This window comes from Providencia vermicola (assembly GCF_020381325.1).
In the GTDB taxonomy this organism is placed as follows: Bacteria; Pseudomonadota; Gammaproteobacteria; order Enterobacterales; family Enterobacteriaceae; genus Providencia; species Providencia vermicola.
This window is the reverse complement of record NZ_JAGSPI010000001.1, coordinates 315,456-338,413: the sequence shown is the minus strand read 5'-3', so window position 1 is coordinate 338,413 and position 22,958 is coordinate 315,456. Positions and strand designations below refer to the sequence as shown.

Annotated in this window: 23 protein-coding genes and 1 riboswitch; of the genes, 10 read left to right on the top strand and 13 right to left on the bottom strand. The window is 42.0% G+C overall.

What is annotated here, in order from left to right; translation table 11 throughout:
• Window positions 1-15 precede the first annotated feature (15 nt).
• A complete protein-coding gene (locus tag KDJ85_RS01540; protein WP_225818198.1) occupies window positions 16-645 on the bottom strand; it encodes a 4Fe-4S single cluster domain-containing protein in 630 nt (209 codons plus the stop codon).
• A 4-nt stretch (window positions 646-649) separates the two neighbouring features.
• Window positions 650-2,488 carry an AAA family ATPase gene (locus KDJ85_RS01535; RefSeq protein ID WP_225818197.1) on the bottom strand — a complete coding sequence of 613 codons (1,839 nt, stop codon included), beginning with the start codon at window positions 2,486-2,488 and terminating at the stop codon, window positions 650-652.
• Between the two features lie 268 nt (window positions 2,489-2,756).
• Here KDJ85_RS01535 and KDJ85_RS01530 point away from each other — a divergent pair, with 268 nt between their 5' ends.
• Window positions 2,757-3,623 carry a fructosamine kinase family protein gene (locus KDJ85_RS01530; RefSeq protein WP_225818196.1) on the top strand — a complete coding sequence of 289 codons (867 nt, stop codon included), beginning with the start codon at window positions 2,757-2,759 and terminating at the stop codon, window positions 3,621-3,623.
• A 231-nt stretch (window positions 3,624-3,854) separates the two neighbouring features.
• Here the strand turns inward: KDJ85_RS01530 and KDJ85_RS01525 are convergent, their stop codons facing one another.
• On the bottom strand, window positions 3,855-4,394 hold the full coding sequence (locus KDJ85_RS01525; protein ID WP_219248767.1) for a YniB family protein: 540 nt from the start codon (window positions 4,392-4,394) through the stop codon (window positions 3,855-3,857).
• A 364-nt stretch (window positions 4,395-4,758) separates the two neighbouring features.
• On the opposite strand from KDJ85_RS01525, the gene hxpB reads away from it, so the two are divergent.
• The 4 genes from hxpB (at window position 4,759) to KDJ85_RS01505 (ending at window position 8,400) form a co-directional block, all read left to right on the top strand.
• Window positions 4,759-5,424 (top strand): hexitol phosphatase HxpB, encoded by a 666-nt coding sequence (hxpB, locus tag KDJ85_RS01520; protein ID WP_225818195.1) that lies wholly within the window; start codon window positions 4,759-4,761, stop codon window positions 5,422-5,424.
• Between the two features lie 191 nt (window positions 5,425-5,615).
• Window positions 5,616-6,191, top strand: coding sequence for a metal-dependent hydrolase (locus tag KDJ85_RS01515; protein ID WP_225818194.1), 576 nt, complete (start codon window positions 5,616-5,618; stop codon window positions 6,189-6,191).
• Between the two features lie 181 nt (window positions 6,192-6,372).
• The gene (locus tag KDJ85_RS01510; RefSeq protein WP_206083989.1) at window positions 6,373-7,764 is read left to right on the top strand and encodes an L-cystine transporter; all 1,392 of its coding nucleotides are present in this window, start codon (window positions 6,373-6,375) and stop codon (window positions 7,762-7,764) included.
• 249 nt (window positions 7,765-8,013) lie between these two features.
• A complete protein-coding gene (locus KDJ85_RS01505) occupies window positions 8,014-8,400 on the top strand; it encodes a YkgJ family cysteine cluster protein (protein WP_225818193.1) in 387 nt (128 codons plus the stop codon).
• A 93-nt stretch (window positions 8,401-8,493) separates the two neighbouring features.
• Here KDJ85_RS01505 and KDJ85_RS01500 read toward each other — a convergent pair whose 3' ends face one another.
• The gene (locus KDJ85_RS01500) at window positions 8,494-9,498 is read right to left on the bottom strand and encodes a luciferase-like monooxygenase (protein WP_225818192.1); all 1,005 of its coding nucleotides are present in this window, start codon (window positions 9,496-9,498) and stop codon (window positions 8,494-8,496) included.
• 275 nt (window positions 9,499-9,773) lie between these two features.
• Here KDJ85_RS01500 and KDJ85_RS01495 point away from each other — a divergent pair, with 275 nt between their 5' ends.
• Together KDJ85_RS01495 and KDJ85_RS01490 are read left to right on the top strand one after the other, a co-directional pair.
• On the top strand, window positions 9,774-10,091 hold the full coding sequence (locus tag KDJ85_RS01495; RefSeq protein WP_225818191.1) for a hypothetical protein: 318 nt from the start codon (window positions 9,774-9,776) through the stop codon (window positions 10,089-10,091).
• 295 nt (window positions 10,092-10,386) lie between these two features.
• Entirely contained in the window at window positions 10,387-10,575 is a 189-nt protein-coding gene (locus KDJ85_RS01490) for a YegP family protein (protein WP_225818190.1), read from the top strand.
• A gap of 37 nt (window positions 10,576-10,612) precedes the next feature.
• Here the strand turns inward: KDJ85_RS01490 and KDJ85_RS01485 are convergent, their stop codons facing one another.
• On the bottom strand, window positions 10,613-10,930 hold the full coding sequence (locus KDJ85_RS01485; protein ID WP_225818189.1) for an AzlD domain-containing protein: 318 nt from the start codon (window positions 10,928-10,930) through the stop codon (window positions 10,613-10,615).
• A gap of 2 nt (window positions 10,931-10,932) precedes the next feature.
• On the bottom strand, window positions 10,933-11,601 hold the full coding sequence (locus KDJ85_RS01480; RefSeq protein ID WP_225818188.1) for an AzlC family ABC transporter permease: 669 nt from the start codon (window positions 11,599-11,601) through the stop codon (window positions 10,933-10,935).
• An 81-nt stretch (window positions 11,602-11,682) separates the two neighbouring features.
• On the opposite strand from KDJ85_RS01480, the gene KDJ85_RS01475 reads away from it, so the two are divergent.
• Both KDJ85_RS01475 and KDJ85_RS01470 read left to right on the top strand, forming a co-directional pair.
• Window positions 11,683-12,243 carry a helix-turn-helix domain-containing protein gene (locus KDJ85_RS01475; protein ID WP_225818187.1) on the top strand — a complete coding sequence of 187 codons (561 nt, stop codon included), beginning with the start codon at window positions 11,683-11,685 and terminating at the stop codon, window positions 12,241-12,243.
• Window positions 12,244-12,309: 66 nt separating this feature from the next.
• Window positions 12,310-12,486, top strand: coding sequence for a DUF2526 family protein (locus KDJ85_RS01470; RefSeq protein ID WP_225818186.1), 177 nt, complete (start codon window positions 12,310-12,312; stop codon window positions 12,484-12,486).
• 90 nt (window positions 12,487-12,576) lie between these two features.
• On the opposite strand, the gene KDJ85_RS01465 is transcribed toward KDJ85_RS01470, so the two are convergent.
• The 6 genes from KDJ85_RS01465 to dalD form a co-directional block, all read right to left on the bottom strand.
• The gene (locus KDJ85_RS01465) at window positions 12,577-13,761 is read right to left on the bottom strand and encodes an amidohydrolase (protein ID WP_225818185.1); all 1,185 of its coding nucleotides are present in this window, start codon (window positions 13,759-13,761) and stop codon (window positions 12,577-12,579) included.
• 51 nt (window positions 13,762-13,812) lie between these two features.
• Window positions 13,813-15,048, bottom strand: a complete 1,236-nt coding sequence (locus tag KDJ85_RS01460; RefSeq protein ID WP_225818184.1) for a Zn-dependent hydrolase — start codon at window positions 15,046-15,048, stop codon at window positions 13,813-13,815.
• Between the two features lie 6 nt (window positions 15,049-15,054).
• On the bottom strand, window positions 15,055-16,278 hold the full coding sequence (locus tag KDJ85_RS01455) for a hypothetical protein (RefSeq protein ID WP_225818183.1): 1,224 nt from the start codon (window positions 16,276-16,278) through the stop codon (window positions 15,055-15,057).
• Between the two features lie 610 nt (window positions 16,279-16,888).
• Window positions 16,889-18,178: an MFS transporter gene (locus tag KDJ85_RS01450; protein ID WP_225818182.1), complete on the bottom strand. Its 1,290-nt coding sequence runs from the start codon at window positions 18,176-18,178 to the stop codon at window positions 16,889-16,891.
• Window positions 18,179-18,266: 88 nt separating this feature from the next.
• Window positions 18,267-19,736 carry a xylulokinase gene (gene xylB / locus KDJ85_RS01445; protein WP_225818181.1) on the bottom strand — a complete coding sequence of 490 codons (1,470 nt, stop codon included), beginning with the start codon at window positions 19,734-19,736 and terminating at the stop codon, window positions 18,267-18,269.
• A gap of 11 nt (window positions 19,737-19,747) precedes the next feature.
• On the bottom strand, window positions 19,748-21,136 hold the full coding sequence (gene dalD / locus KDJ85_RS01440) for a D-arabinitol 4-dehydrogenase (RefSeq protein ID WP_225818180.1): 1,389 nt from the start codon (window positions 21,134-21,136) through the stop codon (window positions 19,748-19,750).
• Window positions 21,137-21,312: 176 nt separating this feature from the next.
• Here dalD and KDJ85_RS01435 point away from each other — a divergent pair, with 176 nt between their 5' ends.
• Window positions 21,313-22,263, top strand: a complete 951-nt coding sequence (locus KDJ85_RS01435) for a sugar-binding transcriptional regulator (protein WP_225818179.1) — start codon at window positions 21,313-21,315, stop codon at window positions 22,261-22,263.
• A gap of 51 nt (window positions 22,264-22,314) precedes the next feature.
• Here the strand turns inward: KDJ85_RS01435 and crcB are convergent, their stop codons facing one another.
• Window positions 22,315-22,695, bottom strand: a complete 381-nt coding sequence (gene crcB, locus KDJ85_RS01430; protein WP_225818178.1) for a fluoride efflux transporter CrcB — start codon at window positions 22,693-22,695, stop codon at window positions 22,315-22,317.
• Window positions 22,696-22,808: 113 nt separating this feature from the next.
• Window positions 22,809-22,880, bottom strand: a riboswitch (Fluoride riboswitch).
• Window positions 22,881-22,958: the final 78 nt, after the last annotated feature.

Genomic DNA, 22,958 nt, shown 5'->3' with positions numbered 1-22,958 from the left:
CCTTTTCTCTCGTTGCTATTTTTTGAGTTGTTTTAAGGTGTTATCTTGCAGAGCAAGGAGTTGACTCAACCGCGACATATCATCACGTTCCGGGATCCCCGCCAGAAACAGTCTCCCTTGTTCATCGAAGGCTAAATCCAATTTCTTATCTTCTGGTGTTGTAACGCGTTGGTATTGCTTAAATAATGTTTTTCCGAGCGGTGTTAGAAGGTGAAGCTGTTGGTTATCACTGCCTCTTAACATCAATGTTTGCGGTATTTCGACTTTAAAGGGTTCACTAATCAACGCATCAATGTAGGGATTCATTCGCTTAACTCTATCTTCAATCACATCCCATTCATAACCGCTATAGACTAAGATATCCCCTTGGAATTGCTGTTTTATTTCACGTATAAGTTCAAATAAGGCATCTGGCTGCTCGAATGGCTCGCCCCCTGAAATGGTGATCCCATCCGCAACAGGATACCATTCTACAATTTGGTTAATCAGCTTTGCCACCGTAAGATAACTTTCTTTCACATGCCAAGTATCGGGAGATAAACACCCTTTACAGCGCAATGAACAACCTTGAAACCAGATACCAATACGCTTCCCTGGCCCTAATGTTGTCACAGGAAAATGAATACGTGAAATTCCAATATTCATTAGATTAATTACCGACCGCGGTTAACATGATTTGCGTATTTTCTCCCATTTGAATAGACGTAATTTGATAAGCACTATTAGTTTGTATGTCTTGATCAAAAATTGCTCTCGATAATGGATTAATCAAATGCATTTCCAATTGATTGCGGATCCCACGTCCACCATTAGAAAGATCCGCCAAGCAACTCACTTTTAATGCCTCTTTGGCTTCAGCGGATATTGAAATAGTTAAAAGCTGCTTTTCTAAGCCTAACAAAATGTTAGCCACCATTTGCTCAAAAATCTGCTCAGCAACGTCTGGACGAATAAAGTCAAAAACAATAATGTTTTCACCAATGCGGTTAAGTAGCTCAGGGCGATTAAGTACCAATTTAAAATGACGTTCTATTTCATTTTTTACATTACGCGTAACCGTTTCAAACGGTTCATGTGGCTGGACGTTAGCCACTCGCTCCCCATTAGCATCTAAACGGTAGATACCGAGGTTTGACGTAAAAATAATCAATGATTCCGAAAAATATACGCGATCACCGCGCCCAGATGTTAAAACGCCATCGTCGATAATCTGTAAAAATTTATCCATTAAATGCGGGTGAGCTTTTTCAATCTCATCAAACAAAACCACGCTAAATGGCTTTTCACGGATCGCATTGGTTAATTCCCCTCCAGAGTCATACCCCACATAGCCAGGGGGAGCTCCAATCAGTCGCTGATCTGCATGTTCGGCACTAAATTCAGACATATCAAAGCGAATATAAGCACTTTCGTCACCAAACAGTAATTGTGTCACCGTTTTGGCAAGTTCCGTTTTACCAACACCGGTAGGCCCTGCTAGGAACAATACACCGCGAGGACGCCCACCTTTATGGTTACCAACCCCTGTCATTGCACGTTTGATAATGTCTAATAAATGCGTAACAGCATGTTGTTGGCCTTTTACTCTACGTGAAATCACAGCCGGAGCATGATGAATTTTTTGCTTATCAATTTTTTTCCACGGATCTTCAGTGATCCCCACTTTATATCGGCGAACTGCATCGCGAATACTGGCTGCAGGCACCTGCTCAATACGTGCCAGCTGCACAATTGCCGTTAAATCCAATAAAAGCAACCCTTCGGTTTCATCAACAAAATCATTAATTACCTGTGGTTTATCAGCCTCTTCAATACCATTAAAATCCACCAGCGAGCCTAATAAGCTCGGGGCTAATAAACGGCGCACTTGACCATCTGGTTTGGCAACTGGAATAGCTCGAATACGTGGGTTATTAATGATAAACCAATCGGGTAAATCCGTTTCTTTTTCAACTATCCAAAACACCGTATTATAGAACGGCTGATGATGTTCCCCTGCTGGCCTTGCCTTGCTTTGATGTGATGCAACTAATGCACGAGTAAATAAACTGTGCTCTGCCGGGGTGAGGTTGTCATGATGGGAAATTAAGCAAGAAGCGAAGTCGATACATAAGGCAATAGGCTCTTGTTTATCTTGAATAAGCCTTTCAAACAGATGATTCAACATATCAATGCCGCCAGCTGCTTTACCCTCAACAATATTTAACCCAAGCCGTTGCATAACGGCCTCAGTCTCTTGGACATCTTGCGCAGGGTTTGCTAAGCATTGGAAGCCCACTAATGGCGTGTAAGTCAGCACATATGCATAACCTGCTTTAAATAAGCTATTAAATAAAGACTGGTTAAATGGTAAAGGCGTGACAACTGAAGGCGCAATTTCACTGGCTTGTAAATCGCGAACATTACCAAATAACACAAACTGACTTTTCAGCGGGATAAATCGCAGTAAGTCCCTTAACCAACGTGGATTTTGAAAATCAGTATGCATGGCTTCCCCTCATTATTTCATTTTTTGCAGTTTACCTGAATAAAACAAGGAACGCGCTGGCATATCGCTTTAATAGAAAAATATCTGAACATTCTCAATCTGCTCAAAAATAGCTATCTTTAAATTTGCGATACTTTATTTTAATGAATAAAATTCTTAAACGGTTATTTCGTGATAGGTGCTTCTTTTTAAATAATTATCACTGTTAATTCCCAAACTGCCGCTATAGTATTGTGTTAATGAAGACCAAAGCAGAGCGAGGTGAGTCATGTGGCAAGCAATGTGTCGTTTATTAAGTGAACACTTAGGTGAAGCGGAGCTGCGTAACAAAGTCATTCTCTCTGGTGGTGATATTCACCATACGCTAAGAATCGACTATGGCGAACACACAGTGTTCGTTAAACAAAATCGGCGTGAGTTTCTACCTTTATTTAAGCAAGAAGCTGAACAGCTTGAAATACTCGCCAAAAGCCAAACAATCACCGTTCCCAAGGTGTATGGCGTAGGGAGTAATAAGCACCATAGTTTTCTTCTTCTTGAATACTTCCCTTTAAAACCGTTTGATACCACCAACGCTTGGCATTTTGGTCAACAGCTTGCCCGTTTACACCAATGGGAAGAACAGCCTAGTTATGGTTTTGATTTTGACACCATGTTAAGTACTGTTACTCAACCAAATGGCTGGGAAAAACGCTGGAATTCGTTCTTTGCAGAAAAACGTATTGGTTTACAATTACAATTAGCCTCTGAAAAAGGCATGGTATTTGGTGATATTCAGCGAATTGTCGATATTGTTAAAAATAAATTGACGGGTCACCAACCTCAACCTTCTTTATTACATGGTGATTTATGGCCAGCTAACTGTGCCATTACCCATCAAATTGATGGAGTTCTTTATGATCCTGCGTGTTATTGGGGTGATAGAGAATGCGACATTGCGATGTTGCCATTGTATAAAGATATTCCCATTCAGATTATTGATGGTTACCAAAGTGTTTGGCCGCTACCAAATGGCTTTTTAGATAGGCAACCTATTTACCAATTATATTATTTACTCAATCAAGCCCACATATTTGGTAATGAACAAAGCTATCTGCATGCCCAAAAGATAGTTGATTCGTTATTAAAGGGATAGTCAGAAAGGTCATAAAACGAGGATAACTTGGGCCACCGATAAATGTCTGTGACCCAAGTAGCTGAGTGAAGCCAACAACGCTACAGTGTGAAATATGACGAAAATCTATTTTCTAAATAGTTCGCACTGTAGCTAGGCGGCAAGTGAGGATAGCTCGGGGAGCATACATAAGTATGTGACCCGAGTAGCCGAATGAAGCCAACAACGCTACAGTGTGAAATATGACGAAAATTACCAGTTAAGGAGTTTAAGGATAAAATACAGCCCTATCAAAAGTACTACTGGCCAGAAATAAAGAATAAAAAATTGGGTAAAAATGGTGTGCCTTGGAATGGTGACGTTTGCTTCCAGCTCTGCTTTGGAAAGCTCGATACCTTTGGCTTTTTCCAAAATCACATGATCTTCAAGGCTTTCGCGAATAAATTTAATTTGTCGGTACATTCTTAGCCCTGATGCACTGAGAGCCAAACCAACAAAAATAAAAATAAAAATAATAATAAAGCCTAGGTTGCTACCTGAAAAACCATTAGCAACTTGTGGTACAGGCGAATTATTCCAGAAGAAATTTAAAAATGGTGTGGTTTGCCTTGTCATTTCCGCCATCAATTTAATAAAATCATTGGCAACAGCGTTGATCCCCTCGCCTGCCAGCCCTTTCATCCCCGCGAGTTTAACTAAAGACGCCAACGTCGAAATTAAAGCTACCAGAAAAACAACCCAACCCAGAATACGTTTGCCGATTGCGACATAATTAGCATTGTGGTAATTCATTACAGCTCTTCCTCAGAGTTATTATTCTCGATAAATTTTCATGGTGACTTTTCAGGGATAATAATAGCCGAAATTATTAAATGCCTCCAAATCTACCTTGTAAAATAATGATTGTGTAATGACTTTCAGAACTTTAAACATTTTTAAAACACATTAGATAAACAACTTTCACCATCTGTGCCTATTCGCTTTAGTGTTGAGTTGTTACAATCACCCACTCAATTAATACGAATATTTGTTCGTTTGCTGATATCATAGTCAGTTAGTCAATAAATACTATCGTCGCTGGGTAAGTTCCCTTAATTCCTACTGCCATAAGGGTAAAGCTCATTGGCAATAGGGTTTACATGAATGGAGTTTTAACATGTACCATAACCTTCCCATCCAATCCGTTATTTTTGATATGGATGGTTTATTGATCGATTCGGAACCTTTTTGGGAGCAAGCTGAACTTGAGGTCTTTTCACAGTTAGGCGTTGACCTTGCGATTGCCAACACTCTGCCTGATACTTTGGGTTTACGTATTGACCATGTTGTTGAGCTTTGGTACCAGGCCTCTCCTTGGCATGGATGCAGCCAACAAGAAGCCAAACAACGGATCATCGACCGCGTTGTGGGCTTAGTTGAAGAAACCCGCCCTATTTTACCTGGTGTACAACATGCGATGGAACTGTGTCGTTCAATGGATTTAAAAATTGCACTGGCATCTGCATCCCCATTGTATATGCTTGAAAAAGTGTTAAATCTGCTGGATATTCGCGACTATTTTTCTGCTGTCATTTCAGCGGCTGACTTACCATTGAGTAAACCACACCCTGAAGTTTATCTGAAAGCTGCTTCTGCACTATCAACCAAACCAATTCATTGTGCATCTTTAGAAGATTCATTTAATGGTATGATTTCAGCCAAAGCCGCGAGAATGCGCTCTATTGTCGTGCCAGATAGCAAACACTTTAATGATCCACGTTTTGGTTTAGCGGATATTAAATTAAGCTCTCTAAATGAATTAGAAGCAAAACATTTACGCTAGTTATAGCCATGTGTGTAATTTATGTTCACCCCTATCTGACTTAGGTAGGGGAATAACCAAAAAATATTAAATCCTTTCCTTATTTGCTAATAAATAAGAGTTTTTTTGCCTTTCCCCCTCTATCTTATTCTTTTCAAACACTTTATACTGCCAATCAACTGTATAGATAAACAGATGGTATTTTATCCACCATGACCGCTGAAGGGCATCTGCTTTTTTCCGTCGCCTCTTTGATAATGGCCCATAAACTCCAAGTCACCCCTGAGCTTGCTCAAGGTGATTGGCTGCACTTGGTTCCTGGCGCGTTATTAGGTGCATTATTGCCCGATATTGATCATCCTTCTTCTCTACCTGGACGGCTACTACGTATTTTTTCACTTCCCATTTCTAAGCTATGTGGTCACCGCGGTTTCACTCATAGCTTACTTGCATGGTTGCTATTAATGCTTTCATGTTATCAGTGGGTCCCCGAGCAATGGTCTATTCCTAATGACCTTATTCACGCTTTTTTATTAGGCTATTTGAGCCATTTAGTCGCTGATATGCTAACACCGTCAGGTGTGCCATTTTTATGGCCATTACCTCAACGTTTCTGTTTTCCCATTATCCGTGGCAAAAATAGCAAACGTAGTGAACGTTTTATTGCAATCGTTTTGACGGTTTGTGCCTGCTTTTTGCCTACAGGGTATCACTTTGACTTTTATGCTCAGGTAGAAAGTGTAATAAAACATATACAAAATCAGCTAGATATACGCTTCCCTACATAATTTTCAGTTTTGTAATATAATGTAAGCATGAATAATACTATCTTATTACTATTTAGTATAAGAAATGTGTTTTCTCTATTGATATCATATAACCAGTTGTTAGAAGCAACTAAATCCTTATAACTATTAAGGATTAAAGGGCTAGTCACATACCTTATAAAAAAACGATTTGGAGTTCGGAATGAATATTCCTCTAATTATTAATGTGCTCGGCTTTGTAGCACTGCTGATACTGTTGGCAAAACTGGGAGCAAAAGGCTGGAGTCTGTCTAAAAAAGTATTAGTCGGTCTGGTCTTTGGTGTCGCTTATGGTGTCGTGCTGCATCTCGTTTACGGTAGCGGCCACCAGACAGTAAAAGACTCCATTCTTTGGTTTAATATTGTTGGTAATGGTTATGTGCAGCTATTACAAATGGTGATTATGCCATTGGTATTCGCCTCTATCTTAAGTGCTGTTGCAAGACTGCACAAAGCATCTTCCTTAGGCAAAATTAGTTTCTTAACGATTGGAACATTATTGTTAACGACCGCAATCGCAGCCCTAGTCGGTATTCTGATTGCCAACCTGTTTGGCCTGACTGCGGAAGGCTTAGTACAGGGTCAGTCAGAAACTGCACGTTTAAGCGCCATTGAAACTAACTATATTGGTAAAGTTTCTGATTTAACCGTACCGCAACTGATTTTATCATTTATTCCAAAAAATCCATTTGCGGATTTAACTGGAGCAAACCCGACATCAATTATTAGTGTGGTTATTTTTGCAGCCTTCTTAGGGGTAGCAGCATTACAATTGTTTAAAGACGATAAAGAGCGCGGTGAAAAAGCGTTAGCGGCAATTGATGTCATGCAAGCTTGGGCAATGAAATTAGTTCGTTTAGTCATGCGTTTAACACCTTACGGTGTCATGGCACTGATGATCAAAGTGGTTGCAAGCTCAAATCTTCACGATATCATTAACTTAGGTACCTTTGTAATTGCGTCTTACGTCGCTCTCGGCATTATGTTTGTTGTCCACGGTATTTTTGTCGCAACAACTGGCTTAAATCCAATTAAATTCTTTAAGAAAGCAGGCCCTGTTCTGACATTCGCCTTTACCAGCCGTTCAAGTGCTGCAAGTATCCCTTTGAATATTGAAACGCAAACACGCCGTTTCGGTATCCCTGAGTCTATTGCAAGCTTCTCGGCATCTTTTGGTGCAACAATTGGCCAAAACGGTTGTGCGGGTATTTACCCTGCAATGTTAGCGGTTATGGTCGCTCCAACCATGGGAATTAACCCATTTGACCCACTTTGGATTGCAACGTTAGTCGGTATTGTCACTGTGAGTTCAGCAGGTGTTGCTGGTGTGGGTGGTGGTGCGACGTTTGCTGCATTAATTGTCCTGCCTGCTATGGGCTTACCAGTAACCTTAGTTGCGCTGTTGATTTCTGTTGAACCATTAATTGATATGGGCCGTACAGCCCTTAACGTCAGCGGCTCAATGACAGCAGGAACAGTGACTAGTCAATTAATGGGTGAAACAGATAAAGCTGTGTTTAATCAAGATGATGATGCTGAACTAAAACACGTTTAATCTCTTAGCTTATTTTTACTAAAAAAACCTGCCGACACGGCAGGTTTTTTTATGACTGTAAATTGTCGTTTAATTTTATTTAAATCAAAAATAACTATCACACACAGTTTTTTCCACTAAAAGCTATTGCAATTCACTGGATTTACATAAGATAATAAAATTCGAGCAACGTTTTCTTGAGCTTCCTGCTTGTGTTGCGTCAACCCGTATTCTACGGGGATATTATCAACATCAATATCTGGTTTTGTTATGTCAAATATCCATATTCTAAAAACCGACCCTTCAGAGAACCCTTGTATAAGCTGCGGTGCTTGTTGTGCCTATTTTCGTGTCTCTTTTTATTGGGCTGAGGCAGAAAGTGGCGGTGGCGTTGTGCCACAACATTTAACCGAACAAATCACCCCTTTTATGAGCTGCATGCATGGCACCAATCAAAAGCAAAATACACGCTGTAGCGCGCTACAAGGCACGGTAGGAGAATGTGTGTCTTGCTCCATTTATGCACAACGGCCTACACCTTGTCGTGAATTTGAGCAATCTTGGCAAGATGGTGTCTATAATGAGGCATGTGACCGAGCACGTGCAGCTCATGGGCTACCTCCCCTTGAACCACATCACCCACAAATTGCTTGCTAACCCGTCAATGACCCAGAGTTTTTCTGGGTTATCTCTTGATTCATTTTTAAATCAAACAATTGCTTCCCTGCAAATACCGTCCTTTCAAATAAATTAGCTCAATTCATTCATAACTTGCATCGCCAGTTCAAACGAATATAGGCGCGATTGATGATCAAAAATTTGCCCATTCACCATGATTTCATCCGCTTGTGTTTGCCGTAAAATGGTTTCTAACCCATGACGAACTTTCGATTTATCCCCAACCAATGACATCCCAAGTGCTTGCTGAACACCATATTCCTCTGCAGGTGACCAAATATTAGCCATGTTTTCAACGGGTGGTGGTAATTGGGAGCTCTGCCCACGACGCAACATAACAAAAGCTTGCTGCATCGAGGTAAATAAGAATTCGGCCTCACGCTGTGTATCTGCCGCAATAATATTAATACACACCATCGCATAAGGTTTTGTTAGCCTTGCCGATGGCTGGAAATTAGTGCGGTAAACCTCTAATGCTTGTAATAGCAAATCAGGGGCAAAATGGGAGGCAAATGCAAAAGGTAAGCCTAATTTTGCAGCAAGTGTCGCGCTATAAAGGCTTGATCCTAATAACCAAACAGGGATTTTTTCACCAAAACCAGGAACAGGACGTACGGCGGGGTCTGGATTAGTCGCATCAAACCAATTAACTATTTGGGCGATATCTTGCGGAAAATTATCGATATCTGTGTTCATATGGCGGCGCAGAGCCTGCATAGTTTGCTGGTTACTCCCCGGAGCTCGCCCTATTCCTAAATCAATACGATCTGGATAAAGAGTATTGAGCGTGCCGAACTGCTCTGCAATCACTAATGGTGAATGGTTCGGCAGCATCACGCCACCAGAGCCTAATCGTAGTGACTCTGTATTTGCCGCCAAATATCCAATAAGTACGGATGTTGCAGCACTGGCAATCCCAGTCATATTATGGTGCTCAGCAAGCCAATAACGATGATACCCCAGTTTTTCTGCTAATTTAGCAAGGTCAAGAGAATGGGAAAAAGCCTCTTTTGCTGTTGATCCTTCAGTTATTGGAGCAAGATCGAGCAAAGAAAGAGGAATTTTTTTATCTGACATATACGCTCACTTTGTTAGGATTATGGTGATATTGAACCTAACTTACCATCCTAGTCTATTGCGTCCTTGGCCTCCACAATAGAAATCCTCATTAGCACAACTGGAATAAAAATGTAAACTTTAGTCTACTAACTCACTGTTTTTACTAAATTATGAATTAAGCATGCATAAAAAGTGCAGTAATTATGAAGCTTCAGTCAAGGGAGGTAAAAGCGATTGAGCTACGAAAAATTTTCGTGAATGATGGTTTCATCAACCATACTGAGGGATTTGAAATGAAAAAATTAAATTTAGGTTTATTCGCTTTAGCATTAATGTCAGTGGGTTTTGCAGCTACCGCCGCAAATATGGGCTATGGTGGGAACAATCACCCGCAGCGCCAACATATGGGCAATCATCATAATATGGTGTATAGCGTGGCTGAACAAACGACAACACCGAATGAAACAGTGAAAAAGCTGGCGAATAATGCCCCAAAAATTGAAGACGGCAAACGCTATGTTGTAAAAGTCACTGTAATGGAAGTCCCGGAATTGACTAATACGAATAACACACCAATGCCAAAACCAGTTAACGCTCCCGCAGCGCAATAAAGGGTAATATTGATTAACCTTGTTGATAGTATCGGCAAAACCTTTTTTATTGATAAGCATAACCAAATAGCATAATCAATAAGACACCGATATGCTAAAAGGACAATAAAGAGTTCTATATATCCTACGATTGCCTCTGTTTATCAGGGGCTTTTTTTGTAGTTTCTCTTAAATACCCTCCCTTCACTAGTAATAACACCTAACAACAGCTAATCTTATTTTAAGTGGAACGTTTTTTTCTGCTTATTTCCTTATTTAGATATTTAGTTTTCCATTTAAAACGCAGGAGCTTATCATGGGCTATTATGAATTGAAAAAATCCACGAAAGATGTGGCTCAGCCTTATTACTTTGTATTAAAAGCGGCTAATCATGAAATTATTGCCACCAGTGAGATGTATGCTTCTAAACAATCTGCACTAAAAGGCATCGCCTCCGTGCAAAAAAATGGGTCCTCTGAAACCATTAAAGACCTCACCGCATAGTTCGTTTGCCCCTATACCAATAGGGGCAATTTTTTGATTAGATTAAGCGTAATAATGCCGTAACAGCAGCAGCAGACAATACAATAAGAATAAAGGGCTTTTTATACCAAGTTAATATCCCTGCCACCAAAACACCCAAAACCTTTGGCCAATCTGAAAATGCATCCCCAGCGAATAACGTTGAGGTCACCGCAACAGAAAATAAAATTACAATAGCAGCAGCAGAAAACAACAATTTACTATTTTCTGATAACACCACGCGCCCTTTAAGTAAGGCCCCTGAAGCTCGCATAAGGTATGTGCCAACAGCTAATATCATGATGCCTGTAAAAATTAACCACGGATTATCCATCATGATTATTTCCTTATATAGATAACTAAGCTCAATAGCGCCAATAAAACAGGGATACCCGCAGGTAAATAAGGCGTGGTTGCAACAGCAATCACCGCACCAATAATGGCTGTTATTCTCAATCGTGTGTCTTTTAATGCAGGTAATGAAAGTGCCAATATAATCGCAGGGAACATCGCATCCATACCGAATACGTGGGTATCATCCATAAAACTGCCTAATACCTCTCCGATAATCACCCCGAGTGGCCAACAAAGCAAAATACCGATACCACACAGCCAAAAAGCAGCACGCTTCTCTTTTTCTGTTTCTTGAGCAAGACCAAAAACCACACTTTCATCATTCATAATGTGGTAACCCAAAAGTGCCTTCTTTCCCTTCCCTGTTAAATCACCCACGGCAAAGCTAAATGGAATATGGCGTGAATTAACCAGTAAACCAGCTAAAGCAGCGGAAATAGGGCTTCCCCCCGTAAAGATGACCCCGATAAATAAAAACTCAGATGCTCCCGCAAGCACTAATATTGATAGAGTTAAAGGCACCCAAAAATCAAATCCCTGAGAATGTGCCAATGCACCGTATGAAATTCCCACAATTAAATCAGCAAGGCACACAAGAGCGATATTTTTTACTGTGCTATTATTCAGTGTGGAATTGAATGTTGAAGTTAGCATTTTCAAACCGTTCGATATAAAATACATTCGTTCATTATGATGATCATCACGGCGAAGTGCAATCTAAATAGGATATGAAAATTGAATTTACCCACACCACCCATTGACCTTATCGCAAAAGCCCTCGCTCGCGAACGGCAAAAAAGTGGGTTGTCGCTCTCTGAATTGTCACGCAAAGCAGGCATTGCCAAATCCACCCTGTCACAACTGGAGTCAGGCAGCGGAAATCCAAGTATTGAAACATTGTGGGCTCTTTGTGTTGCGTTAGATATCCCTTTTGCACGTTTAATTGAAGAAAAACAAGAGACTGTAACCGTAATACGCCACGGGGAAGCGATTCCTGTCAGCGCAGAACACGCCAATTATTTAGCCTTTTTATTATCATCAGCCCCAGATAACTCTCGTCGCGATATTTACACTGTAATTGCACAACCAGGACGTGACCGTGTGTCAGAACCGCATATGCGAGGTGTTAGTGAGCACATTATTATTACTGCCGGTAGGGCCTTAGTCGGCCCATTAGATAACCCCATTGAGTTAGCTGTTGGGGATTATATTCACTACCCTGGTGATGAACCCCACATTATGCGCGCATTAGAACCTAATACCATGGCAGTGATGATCATCGATAAACAAAACTAATCGCATAACCATCAATGCTGTTTTGCATTATGATTACACCAAAACAAATACGCTGGAGTTGTAACCATGTCTCACTATGATGAAATCGTTAAAAAAGTGAATTTACTGCTTGATGAAAACTCTGTTCACAATATGAACGAAATGCTTATGCAACTTTCCCATGATGAAGAACTCAATCAAGAACAACGCTTTGAGCAACAACAGCGCTTAAGAGAGGCTATTTTTGTACATCATAATGTATAAAAATTACACCCTATACTGAAACTTAGTGGTTAATCAGTATAGGGTGCCATGCTAATAGCAAAAAACACTATTTACGAGCCTATCGTATTTTTAAAAATCCGTTTGTTGCAAGTACGCCCATGCATATTGTGCGTGCAATTCTGCACCAGTGACCATTGTGTCTTCATCAATATTAAAGCAACCATGGTGATGTGCCCATTGTGTGTCTTTTTCCGCATTTCCCGTGCCTAACAATGCAAAACAACCTGGAATATTTTCAATATAAAAACTGAAATCTTCCCCACCAGGCGTTGGTCTTTCGGTGATTAAGGATTGCTCACCAAAGGCTTCAGAAATAATAGATTGCGCCAATAATGCACTACGTTCTTCATTGATCACTGGCAATGTTCCATAGATATAATCAACCTGCGCCGTAGCACCATAGATGGCAGCTGTATGTTCTGCATAACGGCGAATTGCCGCCTCAATACGATCACGTGTCGCGATATCAAAACAACGAACAGTGCCATCCAGTACCGCATTTTCCGCAATCACGTTAAAACGGGTGCCAACATCCATTTTGCCAATTGTCACAACCGCAGAATCTAGTGAGGATGTTTCACGGGAAACAATAGCTTGTAAATTCATCACAAAGGCCGATGCGACAACTGCCGCATCAATTGTGGCTTCTGGCATTGAGCCATGACCACCACGGCCTTTAAAAGAGACTTTTAATAAATCCGCTGAGGCAAAACTTCCCCCTACATTACAAGAAACCTTACCTGATGGCGTTGTCGTCCAGATGTGCATCCCAAATACGTTATCGACGTTTTCAATAGCACCTTGCTTGATCATCGCCAGTGCACCTTGTGCAATTTCTTCCGCAGGTTGAAAAATCAAACGCACATTACCCGCAAGTTCGTCTTTAACCTCAACCAGTGCTTTTGCCGCAGTTAATAACATCGCCGTGTGAGCATCATGGCCGCACGCATGCATTTTGCCTTCAATCGTCGACTTATATTCTAAAGAATCATTAAGTTCCAACACTGGCAGTGCATCTATATCCGCACGTAATGCGACGGTTTTTCCTGGTTTTCCACCTTTAATTTCAGCAATCAGGCCCGTTGGCTCTGTGAGGCGATATTCGATACCGATTTTGTCTAGTTCTTCAGCAATTCGCTGTGTTGTACGCACTTCTTCGAATGGCAATTCAGGGTGAGCGTGTAGATCACGACGAAAAGCAATCATCTCTGGTGTGTGTTTTTTGATTGCAGCTGTAATAATTGGACTGATCATTTTTCTACCTTTACCCTTTTCAATACTGTACTTTGGTGTTTTTCTTAATTATTAACATTCAATAAGTGACTTCACAGTGGCAAACATCACGTCAACGCCACGTGCAATTTGCGCATAATCTGTCCATTCATCAGGGTGATGACTTAGCCCATTACGGCTAGGCACAAAAATCAATCCTGTTTGGGTGATCCCCGCAAAAATCATTGTGTCATGCCCTGCACCACTGACCATGGTTCTAAATTTTAAATTTTGCTCACTTGCATGCTGCTGCATTAAGCCAATGATTTCATTATTTAGCTCGGTTGGTTGTACATAAAGTGGTTGAATAATCTCGCTGTCAATGCCTGCAGACTCACTGGTTTTTTCTGTCAGTTCGATGATTCGCTCAATAACTTTGCGCAGAGCAACATCATTTTTTGAACGGATATCGACGCTAAATATGACTTCACTTGGGATAACATTCGCACCATTAGGGAGAACATTGAGCCGACCAACTGTCGCAACCGTATTGTCCCCTGCGGCTTTTGCCAGTGCTGGAATTTCGCTGATAATCTGACTTGCGCACACTAAAGCGTCCGCACGCATATTCATTGGGGTTGTTCCTGCATGGCCCGCTTTGCCTGTCAGCTTAATCTCTAACTGGCTAATGCCCACGATGGTCTCTACAATCCCCACATCTTCACCCGCCTGCTCAAGCACAGGGCCTTGTTCAATATGCAGCTCAAGAAATGCTTTAACATTTTTAGGGTCTAATACCGCATCCGCCGCTTTGTCTGCATTAAACCCCGCGGCAGCCATGCGTTCTGCTGCGCTGACGCCTTGTCTATCTTTAAGTTGATAGAGCTCTTTAGTACCGATTAAACCCGTGATCACACTGGATGCCATCAAACCACGGCCGAAGCTGGTGCCTTCTTCTTCCACTAACGCGATCACTTCGAGTGGGTATTTTGGCGTTAAATTTTGTTCACGAATACGCGCAACCACATCCAGCCCAGTCACTATCCCCGCGGGGCCATCAAATGCGCCGCCATGGGGAACGGAGTCAAAATGTGAACCAATAATCACCGCAGGCAAACCCGCTTGCTGCCCTTCTAGGCGACCATAAATATTGCCAATTGCATCTTCACGAACTTGTAAACCAAGCGCCACCATTTGCTGTTTTAAATATTGGCGGGCCTGTTTATCTTGCTCACTATAGCTCATACGCGTTGTGCCTTGGCCTGGCGTCGCGGTGTATTGCGCCAATTGTTCTAAATGACGTTGAATTCGAGATGTACTTGTTTCCATAATTATTTACCCTGCAACTGGAACAATGTAAGCGACCATAATACCCGCCAAAACAACAGACACCATGGTGACGGAAATGAAACCACCGACTAACATTGGGCCTAACATATGGCTAGTGAGAATTTGACGCTCTTTTTCGTCTTTTGTTAGTGCGTTAATCGCTTCGTTAGTAATGATGTAATCCGCTGGAAAGCCATACAGGGCAGTTAATGCCACCGCAAAAGCCATCTCTTTAGTGACACCCAACATTTTGCCAACTATCCATGACGCGAGGTACATTCCAATAACGGCGGCACTAATTAACACCACCATTGGATAAACAAGGCGCAATAACATATCTGGAGTTGCATGGTTTAAGGTATCAAAGATAAATAACATCAATGCCATGATAGCAAAACCAAACCCATTAGCTTTTTGCAGAGGTTGCCTTTCTAAGAAACCTAGTGAAGATGCAATAACCCCAAATAATAAGCACAGTACGAATGGGCTGATATTCACGTAAGGCGCAGCATAAGATGATGCTAAGTAGGCCAAATACCCTACCGCTGCTAAACGTAAGAATTTGAAATAACTCGTGTTATAGTGATTAGGGATTTTTTTAAACATGCGCGGCATTTCGTCTTCAGATACCACCGTTTTCACTTCGACTTCTTTCGCACCCTCAACAGAAAGTGTTTCTTCCCACTGCCCACTACGGTATTTTTCCAGTACACGACGCCCTTCTTTTTTCAGCATCACTGCCGTCAGCGGGTAACCCGCAAACCCTTGCATAACATAGATTAATATTGCAAAAACTGAGAGATCCACTAGCCCTGCTTCTGCAGCACCTTTTGACATAATCAATGAAGAAACAATACCACCTACCAATGGTGGAACTGCAACTAACACCGTATTCATATCAAACAAAGCAACACCGATAATAAAGGTGAGAAGAATAATGCCTAAAATACCCGCCAATGAAATAAGAATGGTTTTCCATTGGCGTAATAATTCTTTCAGGGACAACAAGGTGCCCATATTGGTAATTAATAAGTACATTAGGGAGACAGCAACAACCTGTGGAATACCAGCAATACTAACGATATCTTTCGGGAAGATTGTCCAATACCCTAATAGAAACAATACCGCACACACGAAAACGGAAGGGATCCAGGCTTTAGTGCGCACCGCTATCGCATCCCCGATATATAATATTCCGACTATCAAAAACAGAGCTAACATCTGCGACATAACTTTTTCCCCGCGTATATCTTTTTATTTGTTTATTTTTTTAGTATTAGAAGCCATTAATATTAGTTAATTACTAATTTACAGCTTATTTATGAATGATAAATCATCAATATAAAGAGCATTTCGCTGCAAACATACAATTTTGCAACAAAATTCATCATAACATTGAAAATACAGATGTATAGATAACTGAACAAGATTAAATCAGGCGGGAATAATGGCAACAAACTTATTAGGCAGAGAATTATTACAATGGAAAGCATTTAGACATAAATATTCTTTTATTACTTAGTTAATTCAGCAGCGTAAAATATCAACACAAGCTTAATTGAGAATCAGATTCACTTTAGTTTATTTTTTAACCTTTAAAATTATATTCTATTGCAAAAGGAACAAGTTTCAATAATTCACACAATCCGTGGCGAATAAACAAAATAAAAACGGCTAATATTTGCATTTAAAAAAATATTATACTTAATTTTATCGTTAACTATTTTACCTACAATTAGGACAAATAAAGGCAGATAACCCTTTAACAATGTATAGAATTATTGACAGCAAAAATAAAAAACCCATAAATCACAATTTATGGGCCACTATAAAAATAGATTTAGTTATTGGTTTGCTGCTCAGCCATCATTTTAACCGACTTAATTTTACGGTTATTTTCAAAGCCTGGCTGAGGAACTTTTATAAAGAACGTCAGAATTCCTGCAAAGATATACAGCCCAGTATATGCCCAAACAACCCCGACAATATCGAAGAACGGCAATACCAAGCTCGCAATCGCTGGGGCAGCAAAGTTACTTAAGCCCGCAGATAAGTTATAAATCGAAACAGCTGCGCCCTTATGGTGCGGTTCAATACTTGGGAATACCGCCGTCATTGGCACAAAGGCCGCAACAAAAATACCCAGTAAAATGGCTGGGATCAGGGCAATCGCAAAATTGTGCCCAAAGTAAACAGGTAAATAATAAAACAGCAGGCTTGAAACAGCCATACCTAAACAACCAAACCACCTGACTTGACGGATCCAGCCGATATGTTCTCCAACAATGCCCCAAAAAATATTGGTAAAAATAGTCACAAAGAAGAACACGGCCCAAATTTGTAGCCACTCAGAAATAGTAAAGCCTAAGCGGTCAACAAATAGCAATGGCATGATAATCGCAAAGCCAAATAACGAAATCGTATTGATGATGCGGATCAGGCTCGCCATAAAGATATCTTTATTGGTGAACAAAATTGTCGCCGCACGGGATAACTCCGCCATTTTGTCTTTCATTGGCAAATCGACTTTCGAGCGGTCAACGGGAATGTTACGCAAGCTAAAGTACGCAATTATACCGCCGATTGCCACCCAACCTATCGCCATCCAAAGTGTGCCTGTTTCCCCTATCATCGGGATTGAGAAACTGGGTAAATAGCTACCGATTACGCCAATTCCCACTGAGTACATCGCCCAGAACCAGCCTGTTGCTGCCGCGAGGTGAGCACGAGGAATAACCTGTACCAACATCATCATGAAGGAATAAATAAACAGCGGGTAAGCTAACCCACGGATACCATAAAATAGCAACATCATGCTGTAGCTTTTCATGCCTAAGCCAAAAGCCATAAACAGAGCATGCATGACAATCCACAAAACAAAACCAATCATCATGGCCTTTAATGGTGTGATAATTTCAGCAACCACACCCGATGCCCATGCGGCTACCGCAGCCATCAAACCATAAACAGTGAATACCATCGCGGATTGTGTTGGTGTAAAGCCTAAGTCAGTAATATGTTTCGATAAAAAAGCCATTTCAAAGCCATCACCACTCATAAAAATAGCGATGGCGATAAAACCCCAGAACAAATGCTTAGGTAGACCAAGCCAATACTGCTGTTGTTCCATTGCAGTTTCCTCATTTTATGTTGTTGTTTTAATTAATTTCGAAGCGCGAGCGATAAAGGCGGTAGGTAGGGAATACCGCCTTTTCGGCCTATTGCGGCATAAGTTCTCTTGCTTGTTTTTGTTGCTGGTACAATAAACGGAATACCTCAAGCCGTTGGTTAAGTACCTGTTGATTAATCGCTTGTGGCAAATAGGTGTTAAGAATGTCAGGTTTTTGACACACGCTATCCACATTGCCCCCATCAGCTAGCCACGCAAGGCGAGCAGCCCCTAAAGCCCCTGAAGAACTTGCTGGGTGTGTAACGATAGGCACATTAATCACATCTGCAATTAATTGAGCCCAAATTGGGCTACGAGCACCGCCTCCCGTTAGGCTACAGCGTGGCATTTCTGTCCCCGTTTGCTGTAACACATCCATACCATCTGCCAAGGCAAAAGTGACGCCTTCAATAACTGCGTAACCCAACTCTGCTCGTGTTGTTTCATTGCGCAGAGCAAAAAAGGAACCTGTGGCATAAGGGTCATTGTGCGGTGTTCTTTCCCCTGAAAGATAAGGCAAAAATATCGGCGCGCGTTTTTTCTGCTCATCTGTTAATTGACCTACCTCGTCCATCAATTGGTTTTCCGTCGTTGACAATAGCTGGCAGGCCCAACGCAAGCAGTTTGCGGCACTTAACATCACGCTCATTTGGTGCCAACGGTTTGGCAAGGCATGGGCAAAGGCGTGAACACCATGTTGAGGGTCAGCTTGTAGCTGGTTATTCACCACAAAAATCACCCCTGAAGTGCCAAGGGAAATCAGAGCATCTCCTTCATTAATCGCCCCGACACCTACCGCAGAAGCCGCATTATCACCGCCGCCACCCGCGATAATTACATCTGCACTCAGTCCCCAATGTGAGGCTAAGTCAGCACGCAGAACACCACTTTTTTCAGCCCCTTCGACCAAAGATGGCATCTGTTCACGGGTTAAATTTGTGGCTGCTAACAATTCATCAGACCAATCACGTTTAGCGACATCAAGCCACAGTGTGCCTGACGCGTCCGACATTTCACTGACAAATTGCCCCGTCATTTTCCAGCGCAAGTAGTCCTTCGGTAACAACACTCTGCTAATTTTGCTGAAAATCTGAGGCTCATGTCGCGCCACCCACAAGAGCTTCGGCGCAGTGAAACCCGGCATCACCAAGTTCGCCCCAACGGTCAGGAATTCTGGGTGCTGCTCCATCAACCACTCGCACTCTTTGGCGCTACGAGTGTCATTCCATAAGATGCAATCACGTAGCACCTTGTTGTGCTTATCCAATAAAACAGCGCCATGCATTTGCCCCGATAAGCCAATCCCTTTGACCGCCGCCCACGCTTCTGGTGCTTTTTGTTTTAACGTTGCCACGACTGCATTGGTTGCCTCCCACCAGCTATCTGGGGATTGCTCCGCCCATTGAGGGTGCGGTCGTTGCACCGTGAGCGCCATATGGCTTGATGCAACAATTTCCCCTTGGCGGTTAATCAATACCGCTTTGAGCTCAGAGGTGCCAAGGTCAATTCCAAGGTACATTGCCTTTCTCCTTACAGCGATTGCTGCGGTGATTTCAGCCAGGTGTCGATACTGACGACCGTTTTGCGCATGAGTTCATGGAATTCAGGTGAATGCGCAAGGGAACCAAATAACATCTCGCTTGAGACAAATTGCATTAACGCATCTGGTGAATTCATCATTTTTTGGTAATATTCCTCATCTAACACGCCATCTTGGTATTCATAAGGTAACTCATCTTTTGCCCAGCGTTGCAAGTAAACAAAAAAGAGCGCGGGCAATACCGCCGTTGCCGCGGGCACTTGATTACGTTGGTAACACTCTTGCAGTGTTGGTGTAATGAACCCAGGAATTTTCGATAAGCCATCAGCGGCAACACGTTGATTAGTGTCTTTAATATAAGGATTACTGAAGCGGTCGAGTACCACATCTCGGTACTGTTCTAAATCCAGCGGACTTGGCGTCAATGATGGGATCACGTCTTGAGTGACGTAATTCCAGGCCATTTGTTTGATTGGCAATTCACGCGTGCTGTCGTCGATAAAATTCAAGCCGATTAGTGTCCCAGCCCAAGCGATACAGCTGTGACTTGCATTCAGGATACGAATTTTAGCTTCTTCCCACGGCAATACAGACTCTACCATTTCGACATCCACATTTTCCAATGCAGGTCGTCCATTAATGAAATCATCTTCAATTACCCACTGAATAAAAGCCTCACCCATGACAGGTGCTTTATCGTCCCAGCCAGTGTGCTGTTTCACGCGTTCTGCCACATCAGGGGTTGGGCGAGGCGTTATTCTATCCACCATGGTATTTGGTGAACGGGTATGATCTTTCACCCATTGGTAGAGGTCATTTTCACCTTTTAATTGTAAAAACGATAAAAAACCATGACGAAAACGTTCGCCGTTATGACGCAAGTTATCACAGTTTAATAAGGTGACTGGCTCCCCGTGGGCTGTAAGCCGTGCACGCAGGATCTCAGTTAATGCCCCATAAATTGTGACCATTTTTCCTGATAAATCCGCTTTGATATCGGATTGCTGGGCATCTAACTCATGTTGAGGGGTTAAATAATAACCTGCTTCGGTTACCGTAAAAGCGATTACTCGAGTGGCTTTATCACGGCCTTGTTCAATAAGTTGGCTTAAGTTTTCATCCCAGTGCAAGATTTTACGCACTGACGTGATTTTTTCGTAGTGGTGCTCACCTTCTGGCGAAACAGTTTCAAGGGTGTATTCGCCATTTTGCTTCGCTAAGTTATCAAGCAATGCATTCGCGTCATTGCGAATATTACCTAGCGCAATCGACCAGCTGTCATCGCCCTGTGCAATTAAGCGGTGTAAATACCAAGCTTGATGAGCACGATGGAATGATCCAGCACCAATGTGCATCCATACGGATTTCTGCTTTAGCATTGTGACTCCTTAACTTAAAATAAATATTTGCCATTTTTATGGGCATATGCCCGTTTGTTATATTTTAGTTTCAATCTACCCAGAATTACTGCGATAATGGTCACAGTAATGACTTTTGCCCTTTTAATAAGCAATTGCCCAGAATTACAATAATGAAAAAAGGCAGGAGACCGTCCATGCAGAAAGAATTAAAAAAAATGGAACAAGCCGCGAGAGCGGCGTGGCTGTATTTTGTGGCAGGTAAAACGCAACAAGAAATTGCTCAGGAATTGGGGCTATCACGCCAAGTCGCTCAGCGGCTGATCTCTTTAGCTAAAGAGCAAGGTATGGTGCATGTGCAAATCACCCACCCTATTACTGAATGCTTACGGCTGGCTAATGAGATACAGCAAAAATACCATCTCACCCATTGTTATGTGGTGCCTTCAGGGCAACTTGATACCGATGCCACGTTGGATATGATCGCCGTTGCAGGCGCAGAATTAATGGAACAATTAATTGAGCAGGATAAACCCCAAGTTATCGGTATTGGTTCAGGTAGAACATTACGCAGCATTATAGATGCACTGCCTTACCTTGAGCTACCTCAACACCAATGTGTCTCATTAATTGGCGCAATTGCCCGCGATAGCTCTGCAACACGCTACGATATTCCCTTACGTTTTGCGGAAAAACTGCAATGTAGCCACTATATTCTCCCCGCGCCATTGTATGCAGACAGCCCAGAAGACAAGGCGATGTGGTGCCAACACCGCGTCTATAAAGAGGTCACGGAAAAAGGCTTAAATGCGGATATTACCTTTATTGGCATTGGGGAGGTAGGGAAAAATTGCCCGTTAAATTCGGAAGGGTTTGTCACTGATGAGCAACTAGAAATGTTACTGGAAAAAGGTGTCGCAGGGGAGCTCTTAGGCCACTTTATTAAAGCCAACGGGGAACGTTTAGCGACTAATTTAGATGATACACACACGAGCGTGCCGTTATTTTCACCGCCCACACACCCAGTGATTGCTTTTGCGGGGGGAGCACATAAAACGCAAGCGATTCAAGCCGTCCTCAATGGCGGTTGGATAACGGGTTTAGTCACTGATGAAGCCACGGCTCAACATTTGCTAGCGAATAATTAATCCAAATATTCAAGCGGCAATAATGTCGCTTGAATATTTTATTGCTCAAACTTACCCTTGAGCCAGCCAGTTATGGCACAGCATGCCAAGTAAGGTAAAGATCAACGCGCCAATCACATGAATAGCGATTGTGCTAATCGCGAAGCCCAATTTCCCTTCTTGGATGAGCACTAACACTTCTAATGAAAAGGTCGAAAAGGTGGTAAAGGCTCCGCAAAAGCCGGTCACAATAAAGAGCTTATACGCGGGGCTGATATTAGCACTGGCAAAATAGGAAATGGCAAAGCCGATGATGAAGCCACCAACAAGGTTAACCGCAACGGTACCAAGGGGAATATTCGGATAGAGGTGATTCATTTTCAGGCTAACAAACCATCTAAGCCAGCCACCAAGAACAGAACCAATCGCAATTGCAAATAAAGAGGCGTACATAGAAACTTCCCATAAGAATGTTAGGCGGGATAAATGAGAGGAAAGTTTCCTATCGAACCATTTATGCCCTAAATTCAGGGCACATAAACCTACGTACCCCGTCGAATTAACAGGTTAACGTAGGCATCATTAGCCCAACTGGGCGGTTTCTTAACAGCAGGAGGAATGCCATCTCCCTAAATACTTACCTCAAAATAATAAGGCAACTAATTAGGAGATGTAAACCTATTTTATAATAGATGTCATAAATGAGCCGTTAGTTA